Source organism: Mycolicibacterium parafortuitum, from assembly GCF_002086815.1.
In the GTDB taxonomy this organism is placed as follows: Bacteria; Actinomycetota; Actinomycetes; order Mycobacteriales; family Mycobacteriaceae; genus Mycobacterium; species Mycobacterium parafortuitum.
The window spans coordinates 131,711-149,262 of record NZ_MVID01000010.1 but is presented as its reverse complement, the minus strand read 5'-3'; the positions used below and the strand labels follow the sequence as shown (position 1 = coordinate 149,262).

General features: G+C 68.4%; 18 protein-coding genes. 8 read left to right on the top strand and 10 right to left on the bottom strand.

What is annotated here, in order from left to right:
- Positions 1-64: 64 nt before the first annotated feature.
- Positions 65-1,087 carry an agmatinase gene (gene speB, locus BST38_RS13685; RefSeq protein WP_083143870.1) on the top strand — a complete coding sequence of 341 codons (1,023 nt, stop codon included), beginning with the start codon at positions 65-67 and terminating at the stop codon, positions 1,085-1,087.
- Here speB and BST38_RS13680 read toward each other — a convergent pair.
- Positions 1,071-1,952: a cyclopropane mycolic acid synthase family methyltransferase gene (locus tag BST38_RS13680; RefSeq protein WP_083143869.1), complete on the bottom strand. Its 882-nt coding sequence runs from the start codon at positions 1,950-1,952 to the stop codon at positions 1,071-1,073. The two genes, speB and BST38_RS13680, sit on opposite strands and share 17 nt — an antisense overlap.
- 317 nt (positions 1,953-2,269) lie before the next feature.
- Here BST38_RS13680 and BST38_RS13675 point away from each other — a divergent pair, with 317 nt between their 5' ends.
- The 4 genes from BST38_RS13675 (at position 2,270) to BST38_RS13660 (ending at position 5,490) form a co-directional block, all read left to right on the top strand.
- Positions 2,270-2,485, top strand: a complete 216-nt coding sequence (locus BST38_RS13675) for an Rv3202a family protein (protein WP_083143868.1) — start codon at positions 2,270-2,272, stop codon at positions 2,483-2,485.
- A gap of 92 nt (positions 2,486-2,577) precedes the next feature.
- Entirely contained in the window at positions 2,578-3,735 is a 1,158-nt protein-coding gene (locus tag BST38_RS13670; RefSeq protein WP_083143888.1) for a serine hydrolase domain-containing protein, read from the top strand.
- 28 nt (positions 3,736-3,763) lie between these two features.
- Positions 3,764-4,159, top strand: coding sequence for a hypothetical protein (locus BST38_RS13665; RefSeq protein ID WP_083143867.1), 396 nt, complete (start codon positions 3,764-3,766; stop codon positions 4,157-4,159).
- Between the two features lie 17 nt (positions 4,160-4,176).
- Positions 4,177-5,490 (top strand): cytochrome P450, encoded by a 1,314-nt coding sequence (locus tag BST38_RS13660; protein ID WP_083143866.1) that lies wholly within the window; start codon positions 4,177-4,179, stop codon positions 5,488-5,490.
- Here BST38_RS13660 and BST38_RS13655 read toward each other — a convergent pair.
- The 3 genes from BST38_RS13655 to BST38_RS13645 are packed head-to-tail and all read right to left on the bottom strand — an operon-like array spanning position 5,477 to position 7,370.
- Positions 5,477-5,968, bottom strand: coding sequence for a hypothetical protein (locus BST38_RS13655; protein WP_236644887.1), 492 nt, complete (start codon positions 5,966-5,968; stop codon positions 5,477-5,479). The two genes, BST38_RS13660 and BST38_RS13655, sit on opposite strands and share 14 nt — an antisense overlap.
- A gap of 57 nt (positions 5,969-6,025) precedes the next feature.
- Positions 6,026-6,421: a hypothetical protein gene (locus tag BST38_RS13650; RefSeq protein ID WP_083143865.1), complete on the bottom strand. Its 396-nt coding sequence runs from the start codon at positions 6,419-6,421 to the stop codon at positions 6,026-6,028.
- A 22-nt stretch (positions 6,422-6,443) separates the two neighbouring features.
- Positions 6,444-7,370, bottom strand: a complete 927-nt coding sequence (locus tag BST38_RS13645) for a dienelactone hydrolase family protein (protein WP_083143864.1) — start codon at positions 7,368-7,370, stop codon at positions 6,444-6,446.
- Positions 7,371-7,491: 121 nt separating this feature from the next.
- Here BST38_RS13645 and BST38_RS13640 point away from each other — a divergent pair, with 121 nt between their 5' ends.
- The 3 genes from BST38_RS13640 to BST38_RS13630 are packed head-to-tail and all read left to right on the top strand — an operon-like array spanning position 7,492 to position 11,520.
- On the top strand, positions 7,492-9,282 hold the full coding sequence (locus tag BST38_RS13640) for an N-acyl-D-amino-acid deacylase family protein (RefSeq protein WP_083143886.1): 1,791 nt from the start codon (positions 7,492-7,494) through the stop codon (positions 9,280-9,282).
- A complete protein-coding gene (locus tag BST38_RS13635) occupies positions 9,272-9,745 on the top strand; it encodes a nuclear transport factor 2 family protein (protein WP_083143863.1) in 474 nt (157 codons plus the stop codon). The genes BST38_RS13640 and BST38_RS13635 overlap by 11 nt, the downstream gene beginning before the upstream one ends.
- 11 nt (positions 9,746-9,756) lie before the next feature.
- On the top strand, positions 9,757-11,520 hold the full coding sequence (locus BST38_RS13630; protein WP_083143862.1) for an N-acyl-D-amino-acid deacylase family protein: 1,764 nt from the start codon (positions 9,757-9,759) through the stop codon (positions 11,518-11,520).
- A 7-nt stretch (positions 11,521-11,527) separates the two neighbouring features.
- Here the strand turns inward: BST38_RS13630 and BST38_RS13625 are convergent, their stop codons facing one another.
- Genes BST38_RS13625 through BST38_RS13600 form a run of 6 tightly spaced genes read right to left on the bottom strand, consistent with a single transcriptional unit; the run spans position 11,528 to position 17,526 of the window.
- Entirely contained in the window at positions 11,528-12,013 is a 486-nt protein-coding gene (locus BST38_RS13625) for an SRPBCC family protein (RefSeq protein WP_083143861.1), read from the bottom strand.
- Between the two features lie 2 nt (positions 12,014-12,015).
- A complete protein-coding gene (locus BST38_RS13620; protein ID WP_083143860.1) occupies positions 12,016-12,369 on the bottom strand; it encodes an ArsR/SmtB family transcription factor in 354 nt (117 codons plus the stop codon).
- 47 nt (positions 12,370-12,416) lie between these two features.
- On the bottom strand, positions 12,417-13,547 hold the full coding sequence (locus tag BST38_RS13615; RefSeq protein ID WP_083143859.1) for an amidohydrolase family protein: 1,131 nt from the start codon (positions 13,545-13,547) through the stop codon (positions 12,417-12,419).
- Complete coding sequence (locus tag BST38_RS13610) at positions 13,548-14,909, bottom strand: type I glutamate--ammonia ligase (protein WP_083143858.1); 1,362 nt, start codon at positions 14,907-14,909, stop codon at positions 13,548-13,550. It lies immediately after the preceding gene.
- 21 nt (positions 14,910-14,930) lie between these two features.
- Complete coding sequence (locus tag BST38_RS13605; protein WP_083143857.1) at positions 14,931-15,413, bottom strand: carboxymuconolactone decarboxylase family protein; 483 nt, start codon at positions 15,411-15,413, stop codon at positions 14,931-14,933.
- Positions 15,414-15,432: 19 nt separating this feature from the next.
- Entirely contained in the window at positions 15,433-17,526 is a 2,094-nt protein-coding gene (locus BST38_RS13600) for an MDR family MFS transporter (protein ID WP_083143856.1), read from the bottom strand.
- Positions 17,527-17,552: the final 26 nt, after the last annotated feature.

The following is a 17,552-nucleotide window of genomic DNA, read 5'->3' as shown; positions in this document are numbered from 1 at the left end:
CGGTCGTGCCATGGGCAGCAGGCACGGGCAGGACCACGGACACCACCGGGAACTACCGCCGGGAATGGCCGAACAGTTGGATCTCGCGTACGCCGGCGTGGCCTCGTTCGGTCATCGTCCGTTCCTGACCGAGGTGGAACAGCTCGACTCCTGGAAACCCGACGCCGCGATCGTCGGGGCCCCGTTCGACGTCGCGACGACCAACCGGCCCGGCGCCCGGTTCGGGCCGCGTGCGATCCGCGCCACCGCGTACGAGCCGGGGACCTATCACATGGACCTGGGGCTGGAGATCTTCGACTGGCTTGAGGTCGTCGACTTCGGCGACGCGTACTGCCCGCACGGCCAGACCGAGGTGTCGCACAACAACATTCGCGAACGGGTGCACGCGATCGCGTCACGCGGGATCGTCCCGGTGATCCTCGGAGGCGACCACTCCATCACCTGGCCGGCCGCCACCGCCGTCGCCGACGTGCACGGCTACGGCAACGTCGGCATCGTGCACTTCGACGCCCACGCCGACACCGCCGACGAGATCGAGGGCAATCTGGCCAGCCACGGCACCCCGATGCGCAGGCTCATCGAATCCGGTGCGGTGCCCGGATCACACTTCGTCCAGGTGGGTCTGCGCGGCTACTGGCCGCCGCAGGACACGTTCGAGTGGATGCAAGAGCAGAAGATGACCTGGCACACCATGCAGGAGATCTGGGAGCGCGGCTTCAAGGCGGTGATGGCCGACGCCGTCGCCGAGGCGCTGGCCAAAGCCGACAAGCTGTACGTGTCGGTGGACATCGACGTGCTCGACCCCGCGCACGCGCCCGGCACGGGTACCCCCGAACCGGGCGGCATCACCAGCGCCGACCTGCTGCGGATGGTGCGTCAACTGTGCTACGAGCACGACGTCGCCGGTGTGGATGTTGTCGAGGTGGCCCCCGCCTACGACCACGCGGAATTGACGGTCAACGCCGCACACCGGGTGGTGTTCGAGGCACTCGCCGGGATGGCCGCCCGGCGCCGCGACGCCGCCGACGGCGCGGTGGGCCAGCCGGCCCGGTCCTATCGGGACCGGGGCGTCACTTCTGCAGAGTGAACTGGCAGATGTCGGTGTAGCCGTCGCGGAACAGGTCGGCGCAACCGGTCAGGTACTTCATGTACCGGTCGTAGACCTCGCGGGACTGGATCTCCACGGCTTCGGCCTCACGGCTGCGCAGCGCGTCGGCCCAGATGTCCAACGTCTTGGCGTAGTGCTCGCGCAGGCGCTGCTCGCGGGTGACCTGGAACCCGGCCTTGGTCGCATGCTCGGCGACAGTGGTGGGCTTGGGCAGGTCACCGCCCGGGAAGATCTCGTCCATGATGAACTTCGAGAACCGCACGATGGTCATCGTCAGCTTCAGCCCCCGCGCGGCGAACTCCTCGTCGGTGGGCTTGATGATCGTGTGCAGCAGCATCCTGCCGTCCTCGGGCAGCACCGCGTAGGCACGCTTGAAGAACTCGTCATAGCGGTCGCGGCCGAAGTGTTCGAACGCGCCGATCGACACGATCCGGTCCACGGGCTCGTCGAACTGCTCCCAGCCCTGGAGCAGCACCCGCTTGCTACGGGAACTGTCACTGCTGTCCAGCGCCTTCTGGACGTGCGCCTGCTGATTGCGGCTCAGGGTCAGGCCGATGACGTTGACGTCATACTTCTCGATGGCACGCAGCAACGTCGCGCCCCAGCCGCAGCCGATGTCGAGCAGCGTCATCCCCGGCTCCAGGCCGAGTTTGCCCAGCGACAGGTCGATCTTGGCGAGCTGCGCTTCCTCCAGCGTCATGTCCTCGCGTTCGAAATACGCGCAGCTGTAGGTTTGCGTGCGGTCGAGGAACAACCGGTAGAAGTCGTCTGACAAGTCGTAATGCGACTGGACGTCCTCGAAGTGAGGCTGCAGATCCGCAGAGCCGTTCGGTGTATCGGGCAAGGTAATTGGCCTTCAGGTTCTGGATGCTGGTCGAGGGGCGCGGCCCAACCCCGATCGGGGCGGTTCCCGCTGTTCACGCAGTAGCCGAAGCCTACCCGAGACGCGCAGCAACCCGTGAATCAGCAGCGCACACCCCACAGCACCGGCTCCGTCATCAATACGGCCACAGGCGTGGGCCGCTCGCGACCGGTAACCGGCTGCCCGGCCACCGCGCCTATCGTGGAAGGGCAGTGCTGTCGGTTAGGACTCGAACGACACACACTCGAACGAAACACACTCGAACGACCACCTCAACGACACTGGCCCGGAGGTTGCCGATGACCGAACCTGATGGAATGCCCGATCGAACCCCCTTCGACGACGCGCCGGAAGCCGACGTCGCCGAACAGCGGACACCGATCGACGACACCGAGGACCAGGCGTGGGATGGTGCGTCGCCGCGCATCGACGTCGACCGCGACTGGCAGGCCAGCGAGGCAGACCTGATCGAACAGGCGATCCCCGTCCCCGAGGACGACGAGTTCGACCGCTGAGGTTCGACCGCTGACGCTTCCACCGCCGGGCTCGCGACGCCTACTGTCGACGCGTGAGCCTTCGTCTGCAGCCGGTGGTGCTGGGCGTGGTGATGGGGACGGTGCTGGCGGCCTCGGGATGCGGGGCGGGCTCAGACGGTGCCGAGGCACTGTCCACTCGCCGCGGTGAGGCCACCAGCAGCGCCGCGCCTGCCGCGACGCTGCCGACGGAGCTGACCGACCGCCTGGACCGCACCATCGAGCAGGCGATGATCGACGCGGCGATCCCCGGTGCCGTCATCGGTATCCGGGGACCGCGGGGCGACTACGTGCGCGCGTTCGGTGTCGCCGACAAGAAGACGCGCGCCCCGATGAAGGTCGACGTGTTCACCCGGATCGGGAGCCAGACAAAGACTTTCACCGTCACCGCGGTGCTGCGCCTGGCCGACCAGGGCAGGCTCGGGCTCGACGACCCGATCTCCGGGTTCGTCTCCGGCGTGCCGCGCGGCGACGAGATCACCCTGCGTGAGCTGGCGCGGATGCAGAGCGGGCTGGCGAATTACACCAACCACCCGCAGTTCGTCCGCGACCTGTACAGCGACCCGCAGCGGCGGTTCACCCCGCAGGAGCTGCTCGACTTCGCGTTCTCCCAGCCGGCGTCGTTCGCCCCCGGCGACGGGTTCGAATACTCGAACACCAACACCGTGCTGCTCGGACTGGTGGTCGAGTCCGTCACCGGCCGACCTTTGGCCGATCATCTGCGCGATCACGTCAGCGGGCCCCTCGGCATGTCCGACACCACCCTGCCCTCGGACAGCGAGTTCCCGAAACCGCACGCCGCGGGCTACACCCGGCAGTCCCTCGACGGCGGCGAGACCACCGCGACAGACTGGAACCCGTCCTGGGCGTGGGCGGCCGGCGCGATGATCTCGACCCTGCACGACATGCAGATCTGGGCGCCGGCCCTGGCCAACGGCGCACTGCTGACCCGGGAGATGCAGCAGCAGCGCCTGCAGACCGTCGACAGGTTCGGCGATCCCGCCCCCACCGGCTACGGCCTCGGCGTGTTCAACCTCGGTGGCTGGATCGGACACAACGGCAGCCTGCCCGGCTACCAGACCGTCTCGGTGTTCCTGCCCGAGGAGCAGACCTCGCTGGTGCTGTTCGTCAACACCGACATCCCGGTCGACGGCGCCGATCCGGGAACCGTTCTGGCCACCGCCGTCACCACCGAGTTGAGTCCAGGACACGTCTATGCGATGGGTGATTGACCTGCTCTGACACGGGTATCTCGCAGCGGTGAGCGAAGTGGATGACGCGACGGCCGACGCCGTGGGCAAGCTGACCGAGGCACTGGAGTTCGTCGAGCGCGCAAGGGGGCATCTGTACGCGTTCCATCAGTTGATGGGGCGCGCGGATCTGCTGGCCGGGGAAGCCTGCGATCAGCTGCGCGACAACGGCAACGATGCGATCGCCGAGCGGCTGGAGACCGATCTCGTGGGCCGCAACGTGCTCTACGGCCGCTGGACGTTCCAGGTGGTCGAGGAGTTCGATGACACGTACTGGTCGGTGTTCCGGGAGCACGAGCAGAGGGTCCGCGACGAACTGCTCGCCGGCGAACGGCACGTGCACGAGGCGCGGATGAAGGAGCGCCGCCGGACTCACGGTCGAAAGGGTCACGAGGCGGGGCCCTGAGGCTACGCTTGGACTGTATGAGCCTGGAACCGGCGCTGGTCCGCCCCAACGGGATTGCGCCGCCGGACGTGCCGCTGGCCGACATCGCGCTGGGTTCCTGGGATTTCTGGGGACTCGACGACGACGTCCGCGACGGGGCGTTCGCGACGTTGCGACGCGAAGCGCCGATCAGCTTCCACGACTCCTACGTGGTCGACCAGGATTCCGATGTTGCCGGGCACTGGGCGCTGACCCGGTACGACGACGTGTTCTACGCCAGCAGGCATCCGGAGATCTTCAGTTCCGCGCTGGGCATCACCGTCGGTGACCAAACCCCGGAACTCGCCGAGTACTTCGGGTCGATGATCGCGATGGACGACCCTCGACACACCCGGCTGCGCAACATCGTGCGCAGCGCGTTCACTCCTCGGGTGCTGGCGCTGATCGAGGATTCGGTGCGCCAGCGGGCCAGGCGGCTGGTGACCGACATGGTCGCCGCCCACCCGGACGGTCACGCCGACGTCGTCACCGCGCTGGCGGGGCCGCTCCCGCTGCAGATCATCTGCGACATGATGGGCATCCCGGAGCAGGACCACCAGCAGATCTTTCACTGGACCAATGTGATCCTCGGGTTCGGCGATCCCGACATCGCCACCGACTTCGACGAGTTCGTCTCTGTCGCAATGAACATCGGTGCTTACGCGAGCGGGCTCGCCGACGAACGCCGCCGCAGTCCGGGCGACGATCTGACCACGGCGCTGGTGCTCGCAGAATTGGACGGGGAGCAGCTGACCTCCGCCGAGGTGGCGTCGTTCTTCATCCTGCTCGTGGTGGCGGGCAACGAGACCACCCGCAACGCCATCAGCCACGGGGTGCTGGCGCTGAGCCGCTATCCCGAGCAACGACGGCGCTGGTGGGCGGACTACGCGGCGATGGCGCCGACCGCCGTCGAGGAGATCGTGCGCTGGGCCTCCCCGGTCGCCTACATGCGCCGCACCGCGACCCGAGACATCGTGCTCAACGGCGCGAGCATCGCCGCCGGAGACAAGGTGACGCTGTGGTACGGCTCGGCCAACCGGGACGAGTCGAAGTTCGACGACCCGTGGATGTTCGACGTCGGACGCCACCCCAACCCGCATGTCGGTTTCGGCGGCGGAGGCGCGCACTTCTGCCTCGGGGCCAACCTGGCACGACGCGAGATCACGGTGGCGTTCCAGGAACTGCACAGGTTGATCCCCGACATCCAGGCCGTCGACGAGCCCGACCGGCTCCATTCGGCGTTCATCCACGGGATCAAACGGCTGCCGGTGGCATGGACGCCACCGGCAGCCGGATCCGCTACTGGGTCCTGACGTCCGGGCGCATCGTGTCGGCCCGGCCGTCGCGCAGCGTGTGCCGGCCCGGCTCGTCGACGTTCAGGCCGTCCTTCTGGCCGTTGTCGTCGCGGCCGGCACCTTTACGCGGGTCGATCTTGTCGGCGTGCTCGCGGCGGGCGTCGATGTGCTCCTGTGAGTGCGACAGCGCCTCGCGCCGGGTGGACGCGGTGTCGGCGAGGCGGGCGGCCTCGGCGGCCTTGGCCTCCGCTTCAGCCTGTGCCGCACGGGCTTTGGCCTCGGCTTCCTCGACCAGGGTGGCCTGGCGTTCGACGCGCTTGCTGTCTTCGTGGACTTCCTGGCGAATCCGGTCGGCTTCCTCGGCGCGACGACGGTTGCGGTTCTTGCGGGCCATGAACACGACCGCGCCGAGCACGATGAGTGCGACGACGACGGCCACGATGATCACGACGACGTTGGTATCCATGCCGAACTCCTTCGCTATCGGAGCGGCCATGGTTGACGGCTCCGTCGATCGGACGGATGCCCGAGCCGGTGATCGGCTAAACCGTCGTCACAGCGCCGCAGTGGAGGGCCCGGTCGTTACGCAGTATTTCTGCGGCGGATTGCCCTTGGTCGCGCATCCGCTGCCGGTCGCGGTGTAGGTCGCCCCGGGCCGGTACGGCTGGAAGAACACCTGCGCGGGCAGGATCCCCCTGCCCTGCGCGCACTGTCCGGGACCGTCGGTGCCCTCCATCGCGATGCAGGCTGTGGTCTGGAAGGTCACCGCGCCATCGCATGCGCCGACGCCGACCGTCGCGGTGACCATGTCGGTGCCCGAGACGTTCACCACGGTGGGTGCGCTCAGCCGGTACGTGCACGCCTCGGGTTGCGGCTGCGCGCCCGCCGCGGGTGCGCCGAAGCCGAGCATGGTGGCGGTGACGGCCAGTGCGGCGGATGTCCGGAGCATCCCAGGATGGTATTTCACGGATCTACCCGACGTGGGCAGCCAACCAGTTCAGGGTTCGCGACCAGGCGTCCGCGGCCGCCGCCGGGTCGTAGCGGTCGCCGGTGTCGTTGAAGAACGCGTGATCGGCACCGGGCTCGGTGACGAGTTCGTGTACCAGCCCGGCCCTTTCCAGCGCCGCCGCAGCGACCGGTTCGGTGGCGTTGACCCGCTGGTCCCGCTCACCGTAGAAACCCAGCACCGCGACGTCCCTCGACCCGGCGAAATCCGGGTCGTCGGGGGTGGGCCCGTAGAACGGCAGCGCTGCGGCCAGCTCCGGGGTCCCCGCCGCGAGCAGTCGCCACACCAGCCCGCCGCCCATGCAGAACCCGATGGCGGCGATCTTCTGCCCCGGGGTACGGCGCGCCAGCTCCGCGATCCCGGATTTCAGGTCGGCGACCATGGCCTCGGGCGCGCGGGCGCCCAGCGCCGCGGTGGCCTCGGCCGGGTCGGCGAAGGTCGCGGTGCCGCCGCGCTCGGAGAGCAGATCGATGGCCAGGCTGGAATAGCCCGCGCCCGCGAGCCGACCCGCGACCGAGCGGACCCAGTCGTTGAGCCCCTTGTTCTCGTGGATCACCAGGACCCCGCCGCGCGACCCGTCCGCCGGCGCCCAGGCGCCCTGCAACTCCCCCGCCGGTCCGGCCCACGTCACCGGCTCCGTCGGCAACGCACCGTCCATCCCCGGCGCCGGCGCGTCGGCCGGCGGGGACGGCACGTCGGACGGTGAGGCATCGGACGGTGTGGACTTCGCCTGGGCCTGCTTGTTCTCCCCGCACGCGGTGATCAGCGCCGTCGCGGCCGCGGTGCCGACGCCGAGCAGGGCGAGCCTGCGCAGCGCCTCACGGCGCGACAACAGCCCGTCGAGGTGGTCAGTGGCGATCTCTTCTGCGATGTAGCGCTGCAGCGGCGTCACAGGGCTCATTGTGCGCTCGCGTCCGAACGCGCGGCCCAAAGTAGACAGACACGAAAATCTGTTCACCGATCTCGTTGACACCGCCGTCGCGCGCTGTTCGAATGAGCGCGTGAGCACCGGTGTGAGCTACGACACGATCATTCGCGGCGGACGATGGTTCGACGGAACCGGGGCGCCGTCGGCGGTGCGGACCCTCGGCATCCGCGACGGCCACGTCGCGGCGATCACCGACGGCGACCTCGACGAGACCGGATGCCCGCAGGTCATCGACGCCGCGGGTAAGTGGGTGCTGCCCGGCATGCTCGACATCCACACCCACTACGACGTCGAGGTCCTCGGCGGGCCCTCGCTGTCGGAATCCCTGCGGCACGGCGTCACCACCGTGATGCTGGGATCGTGCTCGCTGTCCACGGTGTACGTCGGCGCCGAGGACGCCGGCGACATCTTCGGCAGGGTCGAGGCCATCCCCCGCGACCACGTCATCGCCGCGGTGGACCGGCACAAGACCTGGACCGACGGCGAGGGATACATCGCCGCGCTGGAGGCCAGGCCGCTGGGACCCAATGTCGCCGCGTTCCTCGGTCACTCCGATATGCGCGCCGCCACGATGGGCCTGGACCGCGCCACCCGTGACGACGTGCGGCCCACCGAGGCCGAACTGCGGCGTATGGAGCAGATGCTGACCGAGGCGCTACGCGCCGGCTTCGTCGGGATGTCGTCACAGCAATTGCTCTTCGACAAGCTCGACGGCGAGGTGTGCCGGTCCCGCACGTTGCCGTCCACCTATGCCAAAGCGCGCGAACTGCGCCGGCTCAAGTCGTTGCTGCGCCGCGCCGGGCGGATCCTGCAGTCCGGTCCCGACATCGAGAATCCGCTCAACATCGGCTCGCAGGTGTTCGGCTCGCTGGGTATCGTCCGCAACCCGCTCAAGACCAGCCTGCTGTCGGCGGCAGACGTGAAGTCCAACCCGTTCGCGGTCAAGATCCTTGGGCCGCTGGCGCGCCTGGCGAACCGGTTGGGCGGCGACTTCCGCTGGCAGCACCTGCCGGTTCCGTTCGAGGTCTACGCCGACGGCATCGACCTGGTCATCTTCGAGGAGTTCGGGTCCGGCGCCGCGGCGCTGCATCTGAAGGACGAAGTCGAGCGCAATGCACTGCTGCGCGACGAGGCGTACCGCCGGGCGTTCCGCAAGGACTACGACGCGAAATTCGGGATGCGGGTCTGGCATCGCGACTTCTTCGACGCCGAGATCGTGGCCTGCCCCGACGCGTCGGTGATCGGGAAATCGTTCGGGCAGGTCGGGCGTGACCGCGGCGGGCTGCATCCGGTGGATGCGTTCCTCGATCTGGTGCTGGAGCATGGTGCTCAATTGCGTTGGCGCACCACGATTTCCAACCACCGCCCGGAGGTGCTCAAGAAGCTGGCCGCCGACACCGGAATCCAGATGGGCTTCTCCGATGCCGGTGCACACCTGCGCAACATGGCGTTCTACAACATGGGCCTTCGACTGCTGCGTCACGTCCGCGACGCGGCACAGAACGGGCGACCGTTCATGACGGTGGAGCAGGCCGTGCACCGGCTCACCGGTGAGCTGGCCGACTGGTACCGCCTCGATGCCGGGCACCTACGACTCGGGGATCGCGCCGACGTGGTGATCGTCGATCCGGAGCGGCTGGACGCGAGCCTGGACGACTACGCCGAGGAGGCCGTCGACCAGTACGGCGGCCTGTCACGGATGGTGAACCGCAATGACGACACCGTGACCGCCGTGTTCGTCGGCGGCCGCGCCGTGTTCCTCGACGGAAAGCCCACCGCAGTCGTCGGCGCCGAACGCACCGGCCGGTTCCTGCGCGCGGCGCACCGGGCGCCCGCGCTGTCGGCCACCGAAAGGACACTCGCCCATGCCGGTTGACCAGATCACCGATCGAACCTCCGAGGTCGAGCAGACCGTCTACGGGATGTGGGCGGCACTGTCGGCGCGGGACTGGGATGCGCTCAAAGGCTTCCTCGCACCGGACTGCATCTACCTGGACATGCCGGTCGGGCCCGCCGCCGCCGCCCGCGGCCCCGAGGACATCGTCAAACGTCTCAAGATCGGTATCGCGCCGCTTGCCTCCTACCAGAACTTCCCCGGCCTGATGGTCAGCAACGGCGTCGACGTGATGTACGAACACCACGAGGAATGGCATTGGGCCACCGGCGAATCCGCGGTCCTGCAGTTCGTCACGGTGCACCGCGTCCAGAACGGTGTGATCACGCTGTGGAAGGACTACTGGGACATGTCGGCGCTGGCCGACCACGCCCCGCCCAGCTGGTTGGCGGATTTCGCCGAGGCAGACATGTCGTGGGTGTTCGACGCGACCGGACTGGTTTGAGGAGAGACCACATGCTGGACCTCAAGATCACCGGCGGCACCGTCGTCGACGGCACCGGCGCCGACCGCTTCCGCGCCGACATCGGTGTCAAGGACGGCCGCATCGTCGAGGTGCGCCGCCGCGACGGGGACACCGGAGGCCTGGACACCGCGGCGGCCCACGAGATCGACGCTTCCGGCCGCATCGTCGCACCCGGCTTCGTCGACGTCCACACCCATTACGACGGTCAGGTCAGCTGGGACGAGACGCTGGAACCGTCGAGCATGCACGGGGTCACCACCGTGGTCAGCGGCAACTGCGGCGTCGGCTTCGCACCCGTGCGGCCGGGTCGCGAGCAGTGGCTCATCGAGCTGATGGAGGGAGTCGAGGACATCCCGGGTTCCGCACTGGCCGAGGGCATCACCTGGCAGTGGGAGAGCTTCCCGGAGTACCTCGACGCGATCGAGAAGCGGAATCTGGCCGTCGACTACGGGACGCAGATCGCCCACGGGGCGGTCCGCGGTTACGCGATGGGCGAGCGTGGCGCCAACAACGAGGAGGCCACAGCCGACGACATCGCCGCGATGGCCCGCATCGTCCAGGAGGCCGTCGAGGCCGGCGCGCTGGGCTTCTCCACCTCGCGCACCGAGGCGCACCGCGCCATCGACGGCCAGGCGGTGCCGGGCACCTATGCCGCCGAGGCCGAACTCTTCGGGCTTGGTCGCGCGATGGCCGCCGGCGGTCAGGCGGTCTTCGAGGTGGCTCCACAGGGTACCGCGGGCGAGAGCCCGGCAGATGCCTGCATGCGTGAAATGGAGTGGATGGCAAAGCTTTCCGACGACATCAGCCGACCGGTGTCATTCACGCTGATCCAGGCTTCGCATGCACCGGACCTGTGGCGCCGGCAACTCGACCGGGCCGAGAAGGCGCATGAGAACGGCATCGAGCTCTACGCACAGTTCGCGGCCCGCCCGTTCGGCATGTTGCTGGGCTTCCCCGGCTATCACGCCTTCACGCATCGGCCGACGTTCCGTGCAGTGTCGGCCGGATCGACCCGGGACGAACTCGCGGCCCGGCTGGCTGATCCCGCGGTCAAGGCGGCGATCCTCGCCGAGGAGGATCTGCCTCCGACGCCCGGTGCCCTGCTCGACGGCTTGTTCGCGCTGGCGCAGTTCAGCACCGACCGCATCTACGCCATCGGCGACCCTCCGGACTACGAACCGACGCCGGACAAGACGGTGGCCGCCATCGCCGCGGCCCGCGGCCAGAATCCGCTGGAGACGATGTACGACCTGATGCTGGAAGCCGACGCCGGCGCCATGCTGATGTTGCCGTTCTTCAACTACGCCGAGGGTGATCACAGTGCGATCTACGAGATGATGCAGAGTCCCGCGGCGGTGTCGGGGCTTTCCGACGGCGGTGCGCACTGCGGTCTGATCTGTGACGCCTCTTACCCCACCTTCCTGTTGACGCACTGGGCCAGGGACCGCCACCGTGGGCCCAAGTTCTCCCTGGAGTACGTGGTTCGCAAGCAGACACTGGACACGGCAACGCTTTTCGGCCTCTCCGACCGCGGGGTGATCGCCGAGGGTAAGAAGGCCGACATCAACGTCATCGACATGGACGCGCTGCGCCTGGACGTGCCACGGATGGTCTACGACCTGCCCGCGGGTGGCCGCCGGCTGATCCAGGGCGCCTCCGGATATGACGCGACCGTGGTCAGTGGCGTGGTGACGCGCCGCTACGGCGTCGACACCGGGGCCCGGCCAGGGCGGCTGCTGCGCGGGGTGCGCTGACCCGCCGTCAGCCGGCGAGAAAACCGTCGATCTGGTTGATCGCCGCCGATGCACCCTCGATCACGCCCATGTCCAGGACCTGCTGCAGCGCTTTCACCGACGCGTAGGTGCTCAGGAAGGTGGCCCGGGTACCGCCGTCGTGCGCGGCGAACGTGAACACGTTCTTCGACACCGGCAGGTCCGGGTTCGGGTTGAAGTCCTGGTCGGCGAACCCGTCGTCGAACGAGAAACCGTTCGGTTCGTCGACCGCGGTGATCTCCCAGTAGCCGGCGTGCTTGTCGCCCTCGGGCCCGGTCATGTAATACGTCACCCGGCCACCCGGGCGCAGGTCGTGATCCACCACGGTCGCCGGATATTCCGGTGGGCCCCAGATCTTCTCCAGCTGACGCGGGTCGGCGTAGATCTGCCAGACCCGCCGCACGGGCGCCGCGAAGTCGGCGACGATGGTCAGGGTCCGGTTCTCGAGATCGTGCTGGACGTCGGTAACGGGCATGGTCACTCCTCGTCGGTTCTGGGTGGTTGCGGATCGGCAGCGATGAGTTCGTCGATGCGCGCGACCCGGCCACGCCAGATCTGCTCGAGTTCTTCGAGCAGTGACGCCACCGACCGCACCGCGGCGACCTCGCCTCGGGCCAGTTGCTCACGGCCGTTGCGCCGCTTGGTGATCAGACCGGCTCTGTCCAGCACGGCGACATGCTTCTGCACGGCGGCGAAACTCATGTCGTAGTTGGACGCGAGCGCGGAAACCGAGTGCTCCCCGGCCATCACCCGGCGCAGGATGTCGCGGCGGGTGCGGTCGGCGAGCGCGTGGAACAGCGCGTCGACGCTGTCCTCGCTCTGCACGATCACCCCATAAACATACAACCGATTGGTTGTATGTTGTCAACCCCCTGGCGTCAGTCCAACCGGTAGACGCGCCGGGCGTTGCGATGCGCGATCAGGTCGATCACCCGGATACCGTCGGCCTCGCTCCACTCGTCGGCGTCGACGAAGCGTTGCACGACCCGGCCGATTCCGTTGCGCCACAGCCGCGATCCGAGAAAATGCAGCTCGGGCGGGCCGAAGCCGTCCGACGAGTACAGGATCTTGCGGAACGGAGCCATCTCCAGCAGGCGGCCGATGAACGCCTCGGCACGGACGCCGAGGTAGTTGACGGACAGCCCGCCGTCGAGGTAGACGTTGTTGAACGCCTGGGCCAGGTATCCGGCCTCGCGTTCGTACGGATAACAGTGCAACAGCATCACCGGGGTGTCTCCGCTGACCCGCAGGAAGTCCAGCAGATGCAGTGGGTTGGCGGTGTCCAGGTCACAATCGCGGTCGCCGAACCCGACGTGGAACTGCAGCGGCTTGCCGAGCCGCAGCGCGCGGTGCAACCCGAACCGCAGCAGCACCCGGTCGGTCAACCGGTCCCCGCCCGCGTCGCGCCAGCGGGCAGCCGCGTCGGCGACCTCGGCGGCCGACGGCTCGGACAGGTCACCGACGAAGCCGCCGCGGTAGGCCAGGATCGACTTGACCCCCACCGCGGTGCGGGCCTGTCGCCACAGCAGATCGTCGAATGCGTCCGCGTAGTCTCCCGAAGCGGCGGCGGCCTGTTCGGCCACCGTCTCCAGCCGGACCACTTCGTGCACCCGACCCGCGCCCAGGCCGGCGAACTCCTCGAGATCGGCCACCCCGCAGGCGAATCCGGTGTCGATGAGCCAGTCCGACACCTGCGCGCCGGCGAGAAACCGGTGTGCCAGCAGGTCCTCGGGGATCGAGCAGCGCTTCGCCCAATAGGCGTCGGCGTCGGCGTGGCGTGCCAGCCCCAGCGTCGGGGCGCAGTGCGCGCGTACCGCGAACCCGAGCTGGGTGTCGAAGGCCGAGTCGAACGCGGCCAACGGTTCGGTGTTGGCCTCGTTGAGCGCGTTCTCGAACCGCGACCTGCCGACGGGGTCCAACCAGCAGCCGTGGACATGGTGGTCGATCAGCGGCACCGCCGCGACATGCTCGCGCAGCGCGGATCCGCGCCGAGATGGCCGAGCGGTCACTCAGACACTCCAGGCGAGACGGAACTTGTCGGCGAGTTCGTGGGGCGTCAGGTCCGCGAAGTTCTCCTGCTCGTACCTGCGCACGGCGACCACCGCGTTGACCACCGCGTCGCCGAGGATGCCGCGCATCTTCGCCGAATCGTCGAGAGTGTCCAGGATGGCAGGCAGATCGGTGCGCAGCACCGTGATCCCGGCCTCGAAACGCTCGGCCTCCGACAGACTCGACGGGTCGACCCCGACCTCGGCGGGCAGCCTGCGCCTGTTGTCGATGCCGTCGAGAGCCAGTCCGAGGATCGCCGCGGATGCCAGATACGGGTTGGCGGACGGGTCGATGACCTTCACCTCGACGTTGGCGCCGTACGGATTGGCGTCCCCGCTAAGTAGATAACGCACCGCGGCCTCCCGGTTCTCGGTACCCCAGCACGCGTAGGCCCCGGCCCAGGTCCCCGGCTGCATCCGCAACCCCGACAGGATCGAGCCGCCGAGCACACCCTGGGCGTCGGGCAGACCGGACAACACCCCGGCGACCGCACTCGCCCCTTCCGAGGTCATCCCGGCGGGCCCTTCGCCACCGGAGAACACCGGAACGTCGTCACGCAGTAGCGAGAAGTGCTGGTGGGCACCGGATCCGACGCCGCCGGCGAACGGCACCGGGGACAGGCTGACGCGCATGCCGTGCGCACGGGCCACCCGGCCGATGATGATCCGCATCAGGGTGACGGAGTCCGCCGCCGCGACGGGCGGCTGCGGGGCCAGTGAGATCTCGAACTGGTTGGCCCCGTACTCGGGGTGGAACTGCTCCATCGCGACACCGGACGCGTTCGCCGCGGCGGTCACGTCCCGGACGAAACCTTCGTGCTCCAGCACCCCGGCCAGCCCGTACTGCGCCCACAGATGGGCGGGTAGTCGCGCCCCGTCGGGACCGACCAGCACGAACTCGATCTCATGACCCACCAGCGCGCTGATGCCGGCGTCGGCCAATCTGTCCTGCACCTTCTGGAGTGTCCCGCGCGGACAGTACGGGTCGGGCTGCCCGTCCTGGGCGAAGAACGATGCCGGGGCCCACGCGAATCCGTCACCGAGGATGCGCAGTGCGCCCAGGTCGATGCGCACCCGCTGGTCCCCGACCACCCCGGTGGACTCGCTGAACACGATCCCGGTGTGGTCGATGGTGAACACATGCCAGACCGGACTCGCGCCCAGACCGGGTTCGGCGAACGCGCCCATCCGGCGCAGCGGAACGGTTTTCGCCAGGGTCAGTCCGGCCGGATTCACCACGGTGCCGATCAGGGTCGCGACCCCGTCGGCCTCCAGCTGGGCGATGGCGGCGGCGGCGAGCGGTTTGGCGGCCATACCCGCCATTCTGCAACGCGGCGCGGACCCCTACAGGGTGATCTTGCAGCTCTGCCCGATATCGAGCGTGCGCAACATCCGGCCCATCCCGACCCACATCGCACAGGAGATCGCCAGGTCGGTCAGCAAGTCGTCGGAGAAGTGCGCCCTGGCGCGCTCCCAGAAGTCCTCGTCGTCGCGTAACCCGGTGTGGTCGGTGGCGAAGCGGTGCGCGAACTCCATCGCGATGCGCTCCTCGTCGCTGTAGCCCGGCCAGGTCCGCCACTGGGTGGCGTAGTCGTAGAACTCCTCGGTGAGCCCGTTCTCCGCGCCTTCGCCGTCGCGGGTGTTCTGGCACACCACGCATTCGTTGGCGTACGCGATCACGATGCGGGCGGCTTCCCGGGTTCTCATCGGCAGCCGGCTTTTCGTGTAGACGGCGTTGGAGAACTGGGCCATCGCGCTCCCCAGCTCAGGTGACCTCACCGCGAAGCCGGTCACGTCGTCGTCGGCGAAGTCTCCGATTCGGCTCATCGGAGAACTGTAACCTGTTTCACTTTCCCGCCGTGGCGAGATTGTCGCGCTCGTCATCCCAGTCCCGCTGCACCAGCAGCCGCTGCGCGATCCGTTCCAGCGCGGCCTCCACCTCGTCGCGGTCCGGCCGGCCCTCGAATGTCGGCGAGATCTCCAGCTTCGCCACGATGCGGCTCACCAGCGCCGCGGTGGCCGCGGACACCTGCTGCGCGCCGGACTGCGTCAGCCACAGCTGATCGCCGGTCCGCAGCGCGTAGCCGCGCTCGGTGAGGCGGTCGAACACGGGCTCGAGCACCTCGGGCGGGACGCGCAGCCGCTCGCCCATCTCGGATAGCCGGGCGGAGCCGAAAACCTGGCTCTGCCGGTAGATCTGGACCAGCGCCCACAGCACCGCGACGTCGGGGTCGCAGCCGTGGGTGCCGGCGATGCTGCGCAGTTTGATCTCGGGCGAGTGCCGGACGAGCCTGCCGACCGCCATCTCGAGCATCCGTTCGGAGGTGTCGCCCGACGGCATGCCGAAGCCCTCGCCCATGTCGAGCGCCGCCGTGGTCTCCATCTCGCGCAACGGGACCTGCTTCAGCGTCAGCGCGACCAGGAAGCCGACCACGGCCACCGGCGCCGCGCACAGGAACACCATCCCCAGCGAGTCGGCGTACGCCCCGACGATCGGGGCGGCCACCGCATCGGGCAGCTCGTGCAGCAGTCGCGGCGACTCGGCGGCGGCGGGTGGCGCTCCGCTCTCGGCGAGCGCAGTCGGCACCCTGGCGTTGAGGAAGTTCGCGAACAACGATCCGAAGATGGCCGCCCCGAAGGAACTTCCGATGGTCCGGAAGAACGTGATGCCCGAGGTCGCGACGCCGAGATCGGAGAAATTCGCGGTGCTCTGCACGATCAGCACGAGAACCTGCATGCACATACCGATGCCCGTGCCGAGCACGAACAGGTACACACTCTGCTGCCAGACCGGCGTGGTGGCGTCCATCTGCGACAGCAGCACGAAGCCCAGCACCATCACCGCCGTGCCGAGGACCGGGAAGATCTTGTAACGACCGGTGCGGCTGACGAGCGCCCCGCTTCCGGTTGACGTGAGCAGCAGCCCGGCGACCATCGGCAGGGTACGTATCCCCGACTCCGTCGCCGACACGCCGTCGACGAACTGCATGAACGTGGGCAGGAAGGTCAGCGCGCCGAGCATCGCGAAGCCGACGATGAACGACAGCACGCAGCACACGGTGAACACCGGGCTCGAGAACAGCCGGATCGGCAGCACCGGCTCCTCGGCGCGCAGTTCGACCCACACGAACGCCGCCACGGCGATGATCGATCCGAGAAACAGTCCGATGATCATCGGTGACGCCCACGGGTAGGTGCTGCCACCCCAACTGGTCGCCAGAGTCAGCCCGGACGCGCCGAGGCCGATGAGCACGATGCCCGCGTAATCGATCACCGGACGCGACCGCGCACCCAGCGCCGGGATGGTGGCCAGCGCGACGACCAGCACCACGATGCCGATGGGGACGTTGATCCAGAACGCCCACCGCCAGGTCAGGTGGTCGGTGAAATAGCCGCCGAGCAGTGGTCCGATCACCGTCGTGACACCGAACACCGCTCCGAGCGCACCCTGGTAGCGGCCGCGGTCACGCAGCGGGATCACCTCGCCGATCAGTGCCGTGGCGGTCACCATCAGCGCACCGCCGCCGATGCCCTGCAGCGCGCGAGATGCGACGAGCATGTCCATCGACGACGAGATCCCGCACAGCACAGAGCCGATCAGGAAGAACACCACCGCCGCGGCGAAGATCACCTTGCGGCCGAACAGGTCTCCGAGCTTGCCGACGATCGCGGTCGAGACCGTCGACGCCAGCAGATAGCTGGTGACCACCCAGGACTGGTGCCCTGCCCCGCCCAGATCGGCGACCACGGTCGGCAGCGCGGTCGCGACGATGGTCTGGTCCAGCGCCGCCAACAACATGCCGAGCACCACCGCGACGAAGATGACGTTGCGGCGTCGGGTGCTCACCGGAACCGGCTCGACCGGACCTTCGTCGCGGTCCGTATCGGCAGCCACTCCGCTCGGAGTGGCTGTCCGTGATGGTGCCGGAGACGCCGTCATACCTACCCTTCCGGCGCGCCGTGGTC